The sequence below is a fragment of the Porphyromonas crevioricanis genome (assembly GCF_900167225.1).
Classification (GTDB): domain Bacteria; phylum Bacteroidota; class Bacteroidia; order Bacteroidales; family Porphyromonadaceae; genus Porphyromonas; species Porphyromonas crevioricanis.
Window position 1 is genome coordinate 208856 of record NZ_FUXH01000001.1, and the last position, 15853, is coordinate 224708.

The following is a 15853-nucleotide window of genomic DNA, read 5'->3' on the forward strand; positions in this document are numbered from 1 at the left end:
CTCACTAATCAAAACAACAAGTATGAAAAAAACGCTTTTAGCTTTAGCTCTGTTAGTTATGGTATCATCATGTACACAACGGGCAAAGCAGGGCGAAGAAAATCCCTTGCTCCGACCTTCCGAGCTGTTCATGGGTGCGCCCGACTTTGCCAGTATCAAAAATTCCGATTTTAAGCCGGCTTTCGAAGTGGCCATGAATGAGCAATTGGCCAAAATTGACTCTATTGTAAACAACGGTGAAAAACCAAGTTTCGACAATACGGTATTGGCTTTGGAACTTTCCGGTAAGTCTTTGCGCAGAGTATCGGCTGTCTTTTTTGGCTTGGTCTCGGCTCATACCAATGATGAGTTGAAAGCCATTGAATCTGAAATGATGCCCAAACTCTCTGATCATAGCGATGCGATCTTTCTGAATGAGGCTCTTTTTGCTCGTATCAAGAAAGTCTATGAAACACGCTCTGAGGCATTGGAGGGAGAAGACAAACGCTTAGTTGAGTATTATTACAATGATTTTGTCCGTGCCGGGGCTAATTTGTCGGCTCAGGATAAAGCAGAGTTGAAAAAGATCAATGCTCAATTGGCTTCTCTTTCTACTGAGTTCGGGCAGAAGCTGACTGACGCAACTTATGCCAATTATATTTTGGTTTCAGACAAAGATTCATTGGCAGGACTTACGGACATAGAGATTTCCTCTGCAGCTGAAGAAGCCAAGAAAAAGGGGCATGAAGGGAAATATCTGCTCCAGCTCACTAATACAACACAGCAACCTCAGATGGCTTTCCTCGAAAACCGAGAGGTGAGGCGTCGTTTCTACGAAGCTTCGGTAAATCGTTGCTCCAAAGGGGATGTCAATGATACAAGAGATATTATTCGTCGTATTGCCAAATTGAGAGCACAAAAAGCAAAGTTGCTTGGGTACAACTCTTTTGCCGCATGGAAAGTAGAAGACCAAATGGCTAAGACTCCTGAGCATATCTATGATTTGCTTGGTACCCTTGCAGCCGGTTATAGCAAAAAAGTTAAGACCGATGCAAATGAGCTTCAGAGCTATATGCAGAAGCTCACCGGAGATAAGAGTATGAAGCTCGAAGCCTGGGATTGGGCTTATTATGCCGAGAAGCTACGTAAGGAAAAGTACGATCTGGACGAAAATACACTGAAGTCGTATTTTGTGCTTGACAGCGTATTGCACAATGGTGTTTTCTATGCAGCCAATGCCCTCTATGGATTGAGCTTCAAGGAGAGAGATGACTTGCCTGTATATCAAGAAGATGTGAGAGTTTTTGATGTGTTTGACAAAGGTGGCGAACAGATAGCTTTGCTCTACACTGACTTCTATAAACGTCCATCTAAGAGTGGCGGAGCATGGATGAGCAACTGGCAAGAACAAAGTACAGTGGAGGGAACCAAGCCCATCATATACAATGTCTGCAACTACACCAAGCCGGAGCCAGGCAAACCTTGTCTATTGACTTTTGATGAAGTAGGTACTCTTTTCCATGAGTTTGGACACACCCTGCATGGGTTGTTTGCCTCGCAGAAGTATGTATCTCTGTCCGGTACAGCCGTACCTCGTGATTTTGTGGAAATGCCTTCGCAGTTTAATGAACACTGGGCCGTTGAGCCTTCTGTGCTGACTCATTATGCCAAGCATTATCAGACGGGAGAAGTTGTGCCAGATTCTCTATTGACAAAAATGGAAGAGGCCTCTCATTTCAATCAGGCATATAGCTTGGGTGAAAATCTTTCTGCTGTGACTATCGATATGGCTTGGCATAGCATTTCGGCTGATACGGACATAAACGATATAGAGGCTTTTGAAGCCGAAGCATTGAAGAAAATGGGGATATTGAATGCCCAGGTTCCTCCTCGCTACAAGTCTCCTTATTTCCGCCATATTTTCTCCATTGGCTACGCTGCCGGCTATTATGCTTATTTGTGGTCGGAAGTTTTGGATCAAAACATCTACACATGGTTCAAGGCTAACGGAGGAATGACAGCTGAGGGAGGGCAACGTTTCCGTGAAATGATTTTGTCTAAAGGACATACGGAAGATCTAGCCAAGTTGTTCTCTCTTTTCACTGGTCTGGAAAAGCCTAAAGTGGAAGATCTGTTGAAATCGAGAGGGGTGATGTAGTCAGTCCTTTTCTTGAGCTCAACAAAAACGACTCAAAAAGATAGAGAGAGTCTGCCCGAGAAGAAGGCAGGCACTCTCTATCTTTTTGATAGGAAAGGATTTGTTGGTTCAGCTTTTGGAGTCCGTCGTATGGGCATTCAAAATCTCTTTGCCTCGACTGTTTGATTGTATATGTTTTGTAAACTCTTGTGCCCTGTAAGAATTGGAAAAAGAGAAAAAAGAGAGACCTTTTTTAGGAAGTAAACAGCAGCCTTTTTTATGCATTATATCGACCTCTCAAAACCCCGATGAATAGGCTGTTCTGAGAGGGTCAAAATTCTCTCCTGAGAGAAATTTTGCTAACACAGGAGAAAAAGTTTGCTCTCACGGGAGAGAATTTTCGTTCTCTCCCGTGTTAGCAAAAAACGGCTCCCATGCACATCAAAAAAAGAGCAGAAAAACTCAATGAAGGACCTCTGATTTGAGTAGAGAAAACCTCTCAGATAGGAAACAATAGAATATAAAAATAAACAGAAGGAAGCATCTTGGAAAGAGCCTTGTGGAATGCAGATGAGACGAGAAAAATGCAGCCGAAAATCCGCATATAAAAGATTGCACAATCCGGAAGAGAGTGGATTGTGCAATACTCTCAAAGAGCTATGCGACTTTGAGACTGGAATGCTTAAGCGAATTTCCTTAGTATTTCTTTTTTCGCGAAAGGGTATAAGAGGATTTGTGTAGGATAAACACCGGCAAAATAGAGCCAACTCCCAAGGTGAAAAGTACTGTTACAGCAATAATCATATTCGTTTGGAAGTCTTGCATATACTGAATAGCCAATGCGCCCTCTTTGTGGTGTATCACAAAGCGTACCAAACTCAACACGGCATTGTAGGCATACATACCGGGTATCATGGGTAGAAGAGCTGGAATGTAGAGTACTGTCATGGGGCAGTGGGTCCACCAACGGCCAAATACATAACTACCAAACCCGATAAGGATAGAGGCTAAGAGAGAGGCTCCTACAATATCCACTCCCAAACGGTTCATTAGGAACCAGCGGAGTCCGTGCCCCAAAGCTGCTAATATGATAATTGGAGGAAAAGATCGGCGGGGAGGAACGGATACGGCTGCAAATCCAACTGCAGCCATGCCGGCAAAGAAAGCATCGAGTAAAAGAGGGGTGAGGAAGTCCATAAGCGATTATATTTGGGCTATAGTTCCCGTGGTGATTAGTAGGGTGATGGCCATACCGCAGGCTATACTTAGGATGATGAGAGCACTGTGAATGAGTCGAGAGGTTCCCGAGAGAGTATGCCCCTCCACAATATCTATAATACCATTGATCAGGGGAACTCCGGGGATAATGTATAGGACAGAGGTTGCGAGAGCTGTGCCAGGAGTCGTTGTCGGATATCCGAGATAAAGGGCCAGAGCCGGCAATCCGGAGGAGATCGCAGCGGCTATTGTTATGGCTACATAGGCATTCAAGCCTCGTTTCTCAATCAAATACTTACGAACATAGAAGCCCGCTGCTGTTGCGAAAGCAACCAGTATGCAGGCAAAAAAATCTCCACCGAAAAGAGCACAAAAACATGCATTGGATAGAGAGATCAATAGCCAGGCTTGCCAGAATTTTTGCCTGTTCGACTTGAGCAGCACTTCTTCATACCGCTCCTGCGCCTGATCTATAGAGAGCTTTTTGTCGTGTATTTCCCAGCTGAGTGCACTTAGTTCGGAGTTTAGTACGAATTTTATTGGGAGTGTGGGTATATCGATCACTTCAGTGATAATATCTCCGCTCTCTTGATCACAGACCGTGAGAGTCATGGTTTTCATCGAGAGGTTTAGGTGAACTTCCGCTCCGAGGGCATTCCCTATGCGTTTCGTATTGCGGACTGTCCGTGAAGTATGAACACCGGAGCCAATGAGTCTGGCAGAATATTCAGCCAAAAAAGTGGCGATTTGTTTGAGGTGGTTAATAGTCATTTTGCTATCTGTGCGGTAATTCCATAAAACAGGGCAGGATGTATATAAAATCGTATTACATAGACAAATAAATCCATATGAGGGTTGTTTTGTCGATTATCCTTTTGTAATCTTGGCAGAATAGCTTCCAGACAGGAATTTCTATCACCCAACTCTGAACATCAACACTGACCAATACAACCTCAATTTTACCTACACCCTTCCCAGCCTTGCCCGGGAAATTGATAAAGATTGTTAGGTCTCTTCCCAACTACCCCGACATACTTGTTTGGTGCAGCAAAGATAGCTCCTTTAGTTGTTTGGCAAGCGATCAAATGGAGGACATTTCTCGCACGGAACAGTTCAGACACTGTGAGGTTTTGCTTACTTTTGTAGTGCTCAAAACGAACAGTTAAAAGCAAATACATCTTAATAAACATATCCATAATGAACGTATTACAAGAAATTATCAACCGGGCAAAGGCCATGCCTCAGCGCATTGTCCTACCGGAGGGTAATGAACCCCGTACATTGCAGGCGGCTGACAAACTGTTGGCTGACGGCGTAGTGAAAGTAATATTACTGGGCAAATCAGCCGAGATAAAAGTCAAGGCTGATGAGTTGGGCCTGAAACATATCGGGCAAGCTGAAATCATAGACCCACAGAATAATCCTCACAAACAGACCTACATAGATCTTCTGGTTGAATTGCGCAAATCAAAAGGGATGACCCCCGAACAGGCTGCTAAGCTGGTCGAGGATCCTTTGTATATGGCTTGTTTGATGATCAAGAATGGAGATGCAGATGGAGAAGTAGCCGGTGCCATCAACACTACTGGTAATGTACTTCGTCCTGCCCTACAGATTATCAAGACAGCTCCGGGCTTTAGCTGTGTGAGTGGTTTCTTTATGCTCTTTACCAAGGCCGAAGATTTGGGCGAAAAGGGTATGATCTGCTGTGCTGACTGTGCAGTGATCCCCAACCCCAGTGCCGAGGAGTTGGCACAGATAGCAGTAGCTTCTGCTCAGTCTGCTCGCGTTCTGGCCGGCATCGAGCCTCGTGTGGCTATGTTGAGCTTCTCCACAAAGGGAAGTGCCAAACACGAATTTGTAGATAAGGTGGTAGAAGCAACCAAACTTGCTCAGCAGAAAGCCCCTAATGAAATGATTGACGGAGAATTACAGGCCGATGCGGCTTTGATCAAAGAGGTGGGTGAGCTGAAAGCTCCAGGCAGCCCGGTGGCAGGTAAGGCCAATGTGCTGGTTTTCCCGAGTCTGGAAGTCGGAAATATCGGATACAAGTTGGTGCAACGGTTGGGTCATGCCGAAGCGATTGGCCCGGTACTTCAGGGAATGGGGGCTCCGGTGAACGATCTCAGCCGTGGATGTTCTGTGGATGATATATACAAGCTCGTGGCTATCACGGCTAATCAAGCTATTGCTTTGAAAAAATAATTGATTGAATTTTCTTTAGACAGATATGAAGATATTGGTTCTTAACTGTGGTAGCTCCTCAGTAAAATATAAGCTTATAGATATGCCTCAGGGCAGTGTGTTGGCCGAAGGTGGAGTGGAGAAATTGGGCTTGCCCGATAGCTTCCTAAAGCTCAAACTTCCCAATGGAGAGAAGGTTGTGCTGGAGAAGAATATGCCTGAACATACTGTGGCTGTAGGATTTATTCTTGAGACATTGCGCAGTGAGAAATATGGCTGTATCAAGGATTACAACGAGATAGAAGCTGTTGGCCACCGTTTGGTACATGGCGGTAGCAAATACGCCAATAGTGTGGAGATCGATGTGAATGTGATTACGACTCTCCAAGAGTGTACAGATTTGGCTCCAGCACATAATCCTGCCAATATCAAAGGGATAGAGGCTATTAAGGCCATCCTCCCCAATATCCGCCAGGTAGGGGTATTTGATACGGCTTTTCATCAGACGATGCCGGACTATGCCTACATGAGTACTTTGCCATACGAGATGTATGAGAAACATGGAGTACGTCGCTATGGCTTTCACGGAACCAGCCACCGCTATGTAAGTCAGAGAGCTTGCGAGATACTCAACTTGGATATCAACAAAGTGAATATCATTACGGCTCACATTGGTAATGGAGCTTCTATCGCCGCTATCAAGCAGGGCAAGGTTATTGATGTATCATTGGGTATGAGTACAGTGTCCGGTCTGATGATGGGAACTCGCTGTGGAGATGTAGACCCGGGTGCCTTGACTTTTGTTATGGAGAAAGAAAACATGACTCTGGCTCAGCTCTCCGAGATGATCAATAAAAAGAGCGGTGTCTTGGGTGTAAGTGGTGTATCAAGCGATATGCGTGACATAGAAGGAGCCATCAAGGCCGGTAATCCTCGTGCGATATTGGCAATGAAGATGTATGACTATCGTATTAAGAAATACATCGGCTCCTACGCTGCTGCTCTCGGTGGTGTGGACGTGATTGTCTTCACCGGAGGGGTAGGCGAAAACCAATGGACAACTCGTGAAATAGCTTGCGAAGGGCTTGAGTTTATGGGAGTCAAGATTGACAAGTCCGTCAATACCAATATGCGTGGTGAGGAGAAAGTGATCAGCTCTTCTGACAGTCGAGTGAAAGTGATTGTCGTTCCTACAGACGAAGAATTCTTGATAGCTAAAGATACAATGGAGATATTGGGGTAATGTAAGCCCCTTCCTCTCGAATTTATAGATAAGAGGCGCGCCAAAATATGATTTTTTGGCGCGCCTCTTATTTTTTTGTTTTTATGGAGGACAGTCTTGCAGAAACTGTTGCTCCTTTTTTATGCAAATCATATTCTATGAAAAAAATCTCTCACTACCGAAATACCAGAGATGAGAGACTTTTTGTGGATTGCAGAGCCGATTGCAAACTCACTTATTCCATTCGTACTCCCATTCGTTGTGCAGCCCCATCTGTTCTATCATAGCCATATCATGAGCTACCTGTTCTCCGTCTGTGGTGAGCATATCTCCAGTGATAGCAGCATTGATCCCTATGTATATAGCCTTGCGTTGCTCCTCATCGGAGAGCCTTTTTCGGCCACCTGAGAAGCGTAAATAAGCTGTAGGATTGACAAATCGGAAGTAGGCAATGGTGCAGAAAATCTCATCTACAGACAGAGGGGGTGCTGAGCCAAGAGGAGTACCGGGTATAGGTTGTAGAATGTTTATTGGGATAGAGAGAGACCCGATGGAACGCAAATAGAGAGCCAGCTCGATGCGTTGCCGGGCGGTTTCGCCCATACCGATAATGCCACCTGAGCATATTTGCATTCCTACCCGGCGAGCGGCCTCTATCGTTGCAAGTTTGTCTTGCTGAGTATGAGTGGTGCAGAGTTGTCGGAAAAAGGATGGAGCCGTTTCCATATTGCAGTGATAAGTCTTCACTCCAGCCAAATAGAGCTTGGATAACTGTTCTTCATTAAGCAGTCCGAGCGAAGCACAGCACTTGATATCAGTAACTTGGGCAATGGCTTTGTATGTTGCCGATAGATGTTCGATTTCCCTGTTTGAGGCTTTTCGTCCACTGCCAACAAGGGAAAAACGGCTGATGCCGTTTTGTCGATTGTAGCGGGCTAGTTTGACTGATGGCTCGTCGGACAGTAGAGCATAAGCCTCTGCTTGAGTGCTGTAGTGGGCACTCTGTGCACACCATTTACAGTCTTCCGGACAATTACCGCTTTTGCAGTTGATGATGGAACAGGTGTCAAATCGCACTCCATTAAGACTCCGGGTGATGCGGTGAGAGGCCTCGTAAAGCCTTTCCCGAGCTGCTTCTTTACCTTGCTCCACATAGTCGAGTAGTGCGTAAGCTTCTGACTCTGATATAAGGCCGCCTTCTATAATTCTCGAGGCTAAAAAATCGATCATGTTATTCAGAAGGTATATGAGTTGTATCCTCGATTAATGAGGGTGGGTAATGAATTTGAGTTGATGGGAATTTCATTACCCTTCTCAACTCTCATTGCCCTCTATACGTCGGATACTTCCTGTTTCCGGGTCGAAATAGATCTGTATGGATCCTCCCTTTCGAGGTTTGAACATACGAGGAGCCAGAGCTTCCCTATGGCCGAATTGGACTATCGGAAGTCTTGTCTTGGCTATTTCTTTCCCATCCAGACTGAGTCGAACAATAGCTAAGCCTGGTACATTGTAAACAACCCCTTTGAGCTTTCGGTCGTGTTTGATTTCCTCTTCTGCCCGTGCAAAGGAGGAGTTTTCGACGATTTCCAGATCCAATCGTACCGGTCTGCCACTCAAATCGTCTGAGGTTGTGAGTCCCCATTCTTCGGAATAGCGGAAAAGAACTCTGTTGGAGATTGCATCTCCCGGCTGTATTCTTGCACGGAAATGTTTGTATTCTTTTTTCTCTTGGCCATAGAATAGCTGCATCGATGCTTCTTCTTGCTCGCTAAGGGCGTCTATGGCCAACTTGAGAGATGCTCCGTCTTTGGGCATGCTCTCCACATTCCCTTTCATCAAGTCTATCTTGGCTTCTCGTATCTCATAGAGATACCGGGCTGCAATCTCAGCCTGTCTGGATTGCGAACCTGCAATTGCAAATTCTTGAGGGAGAGAAGGTTGTATGGGGTTTTGTCTTTCTTGATGATTGAGTGAGTTCAAGTCGAAAGGTTCAGATTCTCTCAGAGGCCAATTGTGAATTTCGGAACTGCCGGCGTTGATGGCGCAGATGAGCCCACGATCGTTGAGAATTACGTAGGGGGCGAGTGTTCCCGATCGAAACTCCACCTTGTAGCTGTGGTTCGGGTCGGGTACCCCTTTGGAGGATATTTTGATGTCTTTAATATGGTATTGTTGCAAAGGCTGGGCCTTGGCTTCAGATCCGAGTAAGGATGATGCATAGATTGCCAAAGGACCTGGCTGATAGCTGGTGTGTTCGACTAAGACATCTACCACAATCTCCGATTGAGGCAAGGTATATGTCACTCCGTAGTCGTTGTCCTTTTCTGCTGTTACTTTGCTGACATGAGTTTGAGCCTGCATGGATAAATCCCCACATAGAGACAGGAAAGACAAGCAGAGCCAACTCCATATGATTATGGTTCGTTGCATATCGGTAGAAGTCTTGTTCCAAGTGTCGCAAAGCTAATACAATCTTTTTGGCCTGATTACCCTCTGTCTTTTCAAAGTCCGATTTTGAGAGATCGAGGTATAGGGATTGAGCCTATTTGATTCAAAGGTTTGGGTGAAATTAAACATTCATACCCTTTTGTGATCTGAGGAATAGGCGAGCGATCGTAGTGCTTATTATTTTTCGCTCTATTTGATTGTTTGATAATTGCGATAGATAAAAACTGTAAGTATGAAAGTAAACTTTTGGACACTTCTTATCCTCCTCCTTTGTGCCTTTTCCCCCTGGGGAAATGTATCTGCCCAAAATGACCTGCATACAGCTACCGGTTTGGTGTTGGATATGCAAGGTGAAGCCATTATCGGAGCACACGTACAGCTCAAGAATGATCAGAAAACATACGGTGCTGCCACCAATACTAACGGTTTTTTTTCGGTCAAGAATGTGCCGGCCGGCAAATATCGGCTTTCGGTTTCCTACATAGGGTACGCAACCGTGGACAAAGAGGTTAGGTTGAGCCGGACAAAAGATTGGCAACTGGGAAATATAAATTTGCGGGAAGATGCTTTGCATTTGCAAACTCTGACTGTGAAGGCCTTAGCTGCGGATATGCAGGTGCGAGGAGATACGCTGGAGTTTAGTGCAGCTAATTATGGCCTTTCCGAAGGATCTGTGCTTGAAGATCTCATCAAGAAACTTCCTGGAGCGGAAGTGGATGAGTCGGGGAAGATTAAGATAAACGGGAAAGAAATCTCCAAAATCTTGATAGACGGCAAGGAGTTTTTTGCCGGGGATCCCAAGGTAGCCGGCAAGAATCTGCCGACAAATATGATTGATAAGTTGCAAGTATTGGAGAGACTCTCCGACATGGCTCGTATGAGCGGATTTGATGACGGAGAAGAAGAAACGGTGATCAACCTGACCACAAAGAAAAGTCTCAGGAAAGGGCTTTTCGGGTCTGCTTATGGGAGCTATGGAACGGTCTCCAGATATGAGGCTGGTACTATGATTAATCGTTTCAGCGGAGACAGTCAATTCACTTTCATTGCTGCTGCCAATAATACCAATAATCAAGGCTTTTCTGACCTTGATTTGGATATGTCACAAGCATCCTTTATTAATCCAAATTCTGGAATGGGGCGTCAGAGAGGGGCTGTTGCTTCTCCAATGCAGGTACCTCGGATTGATCCGAGTAAGGGGCTTACTGAGTCTGTGGTTGCAGGAGTCAATGCTGCGACTGATCTGTTTTCCCAACTCTCTCTCAACGGGAATGGTCAGTATGGATATGCAGATCAGTTTGTACGTACAGATCGGTCTATTATCAACATCTTGCCAGACGGAAAGAACACTCATCAGACGGAGCACAGCTTAGATCGGAGTTACAGGCACAATGCTGGGGTTGAGTTACGCTTGGTGTGGAAACCCGATTCGCTCACCGAGCTTATATACAGACCCTCTTTGCGCATGAATATCGGGCGACGGCTTTATGATGTCGATTATCGTACAACCCCCGAGGGTAGTGAGACCTTGATCAATGAGGGACATTACGCAATGAAGGAGGACAGCCGTCTGTGGTCCACATTCCATTTTCTCAATTTCAGTCGCCGGCTCAATAGCCGAGGACGCACGATTTCTTCGATGCTTAGTTTCAATTATAGGGGAGAAGATCGTGAAGCTGATCACCAATCGGAAGGAATGCCTTTCAGGAAAGACAACAATGATATTTCCAGATATGGTTATCGTTTGTGGTTATCCTATGTAGAGCCTGTTTGGAGTAGCTTTTTTCTGCAAGGAACGTATTCGTTGAGGCAGCAGCAACAGGAAAACAATAGAAGTTGGGATCGATTTGTATCCAACGATGTGAAAACATCGAATGGGGAGTTCAGCAACCGTTTCACAAGCCAAAAATTGGGTGTCAATCTGAAGTACATCCGTAAGTTCAGTGATTTTACATTGGGTTTTAGTGTCGATCCGAGCCAGACCCATAGCAAAAGAGTCGGTAGCTCAGAGATTTCTGCTTTGGACACAACTATTAGGGCTCTCAATTTTGCTCCGATAATGAGCTTTACTTATAACCCTCGGAAGCAAACCTCCGTGCGCTTGACCTATAGAGGACGGAGCTTGCAGCCCGGACTTGAGCAGTTGATCCCAATACCTGATGACACCAATCCTTTGCTTGAGATTGTAGGTAACCCGACTCTTAAACCCGGATTTGCTCATAACTTATTTGCTCGCATACAGCACTATAATAGTGCTTCTAAATCTTCTATCCGGAGTTCTCTTTTTGCTTCATACTTTATGAATGCCATTGTCCCTTATTCTCAGTATGATCCTAAGACTGGTAAGCGAACATTGAGCTATACAAATGAAAGTGGTGGCTATATGCTCCATGGCAATGCTTCTTACACCAGACCTTTGGGAAATCGTGGGCTTAGCTTGAGGATGAGTTTGAGTGGTGCCTATTCGCAAAATCCCAGCTTTGTAAACGGACAAAAGAATACATCCAAAGGGTTGAGAACAAATAATCGTCTGACTCTCGCCTATCAAAACAGCTTCCTCTATACATCATTGAACGGTAGACTTGGATGGAGCTATGTGACGAATACGACAGCCGGGAAAAATGAGATCAATACACAAGACTACACATTCAATCACGAAATCACTCTTAATATACCTTGGGGATTGAGTTTAGGTTCGGACATGAATTATAATGCCAACTCCGGATTTAGTCAGGACTTCAGAAATAGAGCTGTTAATTGGGATACGTTTGTGTCTTATAGCTTCCTCGCAGAGAAGAGAGCTACACTTCGTCTCAAGATATATGATATGTTGGATCAGGGAGCAGCTGTTTCCTCAGTCAGCACCCCTTTGACACTTTCCGAGGAAAAAGTGAACTCGATGGGACGGCATGTAATGTTGCATTTTATATATAAGTTCGACTCGTTTAGTGGCGGAGCTTCCCATAAGGATATGAAGCTTCCGGCTTCGACGATGCCCGGTCCTCGTCGTCATTGATTTACCTCCAATAGATTATCTTTGCGAGTGGAGGGTACTAAGTTCGGTACTGCAATGTTGTAATATTTATAAACACAGGAAAAATGGGAAAAGTCTTGATAATAGGCGCCGGAGGAGTCGGTACTGTAGTCGCTAAGAAGGTGGCAATGAACTCCGATATATTCACTGAGATTATGCTTGCCAGTCGCACCAAATCGAAGTGCGATAAGATAGTCGCAGAGATCAAAAATGTACACATACGAACTGCTGCTGTAGATGCAGATAACGTTGATGAACTTTGCCGACTGTTCGATGATTTCAAGCCCGAGCTCGTTATCAATGTGGCTTTGCCATATCAAGATCTCAGTATCATGGAGGCCTGTCTCAGGTCGGGAGTAAATTATTTGGATACTGCTAATTATGAGCCTTTGGACGAGGCCAAATATGAGTATAGCTGGCAGTGGGCATACCACGATAGATTCCGTGAAGCCGGCCTTACGGCTATTTTGGGATGTGGTTTCGACCCTGGATGTACCAGCGTGTACACGGCTTATGCAGCCAAGCACCATTTCGATGAGATTCATTACTTGGATATTGTGGATTGCAATGGTGGCGATCATCACAAGGCTTTTGCAACGAACTTCAACCCTGAAATTAACATCAGAGAAATTACCCAGCGAGGAAAATATTATGAGGATGGAAATTGGCATGAGACAGACCCTCTGTCCGTACACAAGACTTTGAATTATCCCAATATCGGGCCTCGGGAGTCTTATCTGATGTATCACGAAGAATTGGAGAGTCTGGTCAAGAATTTCCCCTCTATCAAGCGTGCTCGTTTTTGGATGACTTTCGGGCAGGAATATCTTACTCACCTCAGAGTATTGCAAAATGTTGGGATGACGAGAATCGATCCTGTGTTGTACAATGGAATGGAGATTGTTCCCATCCAATTCTTAAAGGCCGTATTGCCAGATCCTGGAGAGTTGGGAGAGAATTACAGTGGAGAGACCTCTATTGGCTGTCGTATCCGAGGAGTGAAAGATGGTAAGGAACGTACCTACTACATTTGGAATAACTGTAGTCACCAGGCCGCTTACCAAGAAACTGGAGCTCAAGGAGTGAGCTATACGACGGGAGTCCCGGCTACAACCGGGGCTATGATGTTCTTCCGTGGATTGTGGCGCAAGCCGGGTGTGTTCAATGTGGAGGATTTCGATCCGGATCCCTTTATGCAAGAAGTTGCAAAACAGGGTCTGCCTTGGCATGAGGCTCATGATCTGGATTTGGAGCTATGAGCAAACAGCATACAGTGCTGATCGTAGATCCACAGATTGATTTTGTAAGTGGTTCACTCGCTGTGCCCGGAGGGGACAAAGCACTTGATTGGCTAGCTGTCTATCTCCGGGAGCATTGGGCGGATATAACCCAAGTGGTAGTAACCCTTGACGAGCATACCGCCGATCATTGCAGTTTTTTGTCCCAAGGAGGGGAATGGCCGCCTCATTGCATCCGATATACCGTGGGGGCAGCTATTTATCCTCCTATATCCGATGTCTTGGCTTTCTTTGTTTCCAAGGGAATCCCGATTCTTTATTTGGAGAAGGCGACAGATAAAGATGTTGATGCATACAGTGCTTTTGAAGAGGTTGTCCCGGAATGTCTTCGTCAAGCAAATCGCATTTGTGTAGCCGGATTGGCTGGAGACTTTTGCGTGAAGAAGTCGGTAGAAGACCTGAAAAAGTATGGGCTTGGAGATAAGATAGAGCTACTGCAGCGTGGGATTGCTTATATCAATTCAACAATATTGTAATTATATATGAGAAAGAGACTGTGTCGTAATTGATTTATGGCACAGTCTCTTTTTTTGTTTTCTCGAAGGAATAATATGCTTGATATCAAGACTGATACGGAGGAGAAGATCCTCACCCCGGTTTGTGTGGTTCCACTTGGTCCCGGAAATCCCGAGGATTTAACCTTGGGTTGTTGGCATAAATTGCAGGCAGCCGATCTGATATTCTGTCCCTCTACGCTTTCCGGAGAGAGCAAAGCTCGGCAGATCATGCTTGCTGTAGGTATCAAACCGGAGCAAATACGGGCTTATCCTTTGCCGATGTCGAAGGATAGGACAGCTGCTCTGCGTGCATACGACAAGGTTACAGAGGAGGCTGCCGAAAACTATCGTCTTGGACTTCGAGTGGTAATTACAGCGGAGGGAGACGCCGGCTTGTATAGTAGCTCGGGCTATATCTTTAGCCGACTGGATCAATTAGGGGTGCAGACAGAACGGAAGGCTGGCATCCCAGCTTTTGTGGCTGCAGCAGCCTTGTCGAAGGTAATTCTTACAGAGGGGGATGAATCTTTGTTGATTCTCCCGATTGTGAAATCTGCCGAGAGTTTACTCAATCAAATAGATCAGGGTGCCACTGTTGTTTTGATGAAATGTTCGCAATCAGTGGAAACCATAAAGTCAGCCATTCGAAAAAGACCGGATTTGAATTGGCACTATTTTGAATCTGTCGGATATGCACAGGAGTACTGCACCTCTTCTGTCGAGGAGATAATAGAGAGATCTTTCCCCTATTTTTCTCTTATCATTGTTCGGAGGTGAAGCCTTCTTGAGTGGCTGCAATTTGTTTCTTCTCGGTTTCATAATGGGAGCCGTGTAGTGCTCTTCTCGAGGTTGGTAATACACTTTCTTAAGGGTGTTTACATCCAAATCGCAGGAAAGTCCTCCATCGACTCTCTGGCACAAACTGACTATCGCAAGAGAACTATTGGAGACAAAGCATTCGCTTGAGGGGGATGTTTCTGCTCCATTTAGGTGCCACGCAAAAGAAGTTGCCGAATGGTGGCCCAAAAGATACCGGGCGATCGCAAGATTGCTCGGTATCTTTTTTTCGATTGCTCAGTATCCTTTCTGGGAAACTTCTAATTAGTGCATCAAAAACTCCTAAGCTTTTGATTGATTGCTTGGCACATTTTTTTAGAAAGCACCTGATGAGAGCATCAAAAGCAACTAAGCTTTCGAGCAAAAGCAACTAAGCTTTCGAGCAAAAGCAACTAAGCTTTCGAGCAAAAGCAACTAAGCTTTCGAGCAAAAGCAACTAAGCTTTCGAGCAAAAGCAACTAAGCTTTCAGACAAAAGCAACTAAGCTTTCACGCAAAAGCAGCTAAGCTTTCGAGCAAAAGCAACTAAGCTTTCACGCAAAAGCAGCTAAGCTTTCGAGTAAAAGCAACTAAGCTTTCACGCAAAAGCAACTAAGCTTTCAGACAAAAGCAGCTAAGCTTTCGAGCAAAAGCAACTAAGCTTTCAGACAAAAGCAACTAAGCTTTCGGACAAAAGCAACTAAGCTTTCACGCAAAAGCAATAAAGCTTTTGATTGATTGCTCAGCATCTTTCCCGAAAGCTCCTAATTAGTGTATGAAAAGCACCTAAGCTTTCGATTGATGCCTCAGTAGCTTTTGATTGATTGCTTGCCGGCTTTCTCCAAATTGGTAATACGCTTTCTCGAGATTGGCAATACATAATCTTAAGGCTGCTTACATCTAAATCACAGGAAAATCCTCTATTGACTCTCCGACAGACATCAACTGACTACTGCAGAAGAGCTATTGGAGATAAAGCTTTCGTTCGGGGGATATTTCTGCCCCATTTAGGTGTCGC

General features: G+C 45.1%; 11 protein-coding genes. 7 read left to right on the forward strand and 4 right to left on the reverse strand.

Annotated elements, in window-relative coordinates; translation table 11 throughout:
• The first annotated feature begins 22 nt into the window (after positions 1-22).
• The gene (locus B5D48_RS00895) at positions 23-2137 is read left to right on the forward strand and encodes a M3 family metallopeptidase (RefSeq protein ID WP_023937463.1); all 2115 of its coding nucleotides are present in this window, start codon (positions 23-25) and stop codon (positions 2135-2137) included.
• A 675-nt stretch (positions 2138-2812) separates the two neighbouring features.
• On the opposite strand, the gene B5D48_RS00900 is transcribed toward B5D48_RS00895, so the two are convergent.
• Together B5D48_RS00900 and B5D48_RS00905 are read right to left on the reverse strand one after the other, a co-directional pair.
• Positions 2813-3313: a threonine/serine exporter family protein gene (locus tag B5D48_RS00900; RefSeq protein WP_023937460.1), complete on the reverse strand. Its 501-nt coding sequence runs from the start codon at positions 3311-3313 to the stop codon at positions 2813-2815.
• A 6-nt stretch (positions 3314-3319) separates the two neighbouring features.
• On the reverse strand, positions 3320-4105 hold the full coding sequence (locus tag B5D48_RS00905) for a threonine/serine exporter family protein (RefSeq protein ID WP_023937459.1): 786 nt from the start codon (positions 4103-4105) through the stop codon (positions 3320-3322).
• 426 nt (positions 4106-4531) lie between these two features.
• Between B5D48_RS00905 and pta the strand changes: the two genes are divergently transcribed.
• Both pta and B5D48_RS00920 read left to right on the forward strand, forming a co-directional pair.
• Positions 4532-5539: a phosphate acetyltransferase gene (gene pta, locus B5D48_RS00915; RefSeq protein ID WP_023937457.1), complete on the forward strand. Its 1008-nt coding sequence runs from the start codon at positions 4532-4534 to the stop codon at positions 5537-5539.
• Between the two features lie 25 nt (positions 5540-5564).
• Complete coding sequence (locus B5D48_RS00920; RefSeq protein ID WP_023937456.1) at positions 5565-6761, forward strand: acetate kinase; 1197 nt, start codon at positions 5565-5567, stop codon at positions 6759-6761.
• A 210-nt stretch (positions 6762-6971) separates the two neighbouring features.
• Here B5D48_RS00920 and bioB read toward each other — a convergent pair whose 3' ends face one another.
• A complete protein-coding gene (gene bioB, locus B5D48_RS00925) occupies positions 6972-7970 on the reverse strand; it encodes a biotin synthase BioB (RefSeq protein ID WP_023937749.1) in 999 nt (332 codons plus the stop codon).
• A gap of 84 nt (positions 7971-8054) precedes the next feature.
• The gene (locus B5D48_RS00930; RefSeq protein WP_042120319.1) at positions 8055-9173 is read right to left on the reverse strand and encodes a DUF4831 family protein; all 1119 of its coding nucleotides are present in this window, start codon (positions 9171-9173) and stop codon (positions 8055-8057) included.
• Positions 9174-9423: 250 nt separating this feature from the next.
• On the opposite strand from B5D48_RS00930, the gene B5D48_RS00935 reads away from it, so the two are divergent.
• The 4 genes from B5D48_RS00935 (at position 9424) to B5D48_RS00950 (ending at position 14797) form a co-directional block, all read left to right on the forward strand.
• Entirely contained in the window at positions 9424-12207 is a 2784-nt protein-coding gene (locus tag B5D48_RS00935; protein WP_023937747.1) for a TonB-dependent receptor, read from the forward strand.
• A gap of 83 nt (positions 12208-12290) precedes the next feature.
• Positions 12291-13484 carry a saccharopine dehydrogenase family protein gene (locus B5D48_RS00940; RefSeq protein ID WP_036887635.1) on the forward strand — a complete coding sequence of 398 codons (1194 nt, stop codon included), beginning with the start codon at positions 12291-12293 and terminating at the stop codon, positions 13482-13484.
• Positions 13481-13999 carry a cysteine hydrolase family protein gene (locus B5D48_RS00945; RefSeq protein ID WP_042120317.1) on the forward strand — a complete coding sequence of 173 codons (519 nt, stop codon included), beginning with the start codon at positions 13481-13483 and terminating at the stop codon, positions 13997-13999. Before B5D48_RS00940 ends, B5D48_RS00945 begins: the two co-directional genes overlap by 4 nt.
• Before the next feature lie 75 nt (positions 14000-14074).
• Positions 14075-14797: a precorrin-2 C(20)-methyltransferase gene (locus B5D48_RS00950; RefSeq protein ID WP_023937743.1), complete on the forward strand. Its 723-nt coding sequence runs from the start codon at positions 14075-14077 to the stop codon at positions 14795-14797.
• Positions 14798-15853 lie beyond the last annotated feature (1056 nt).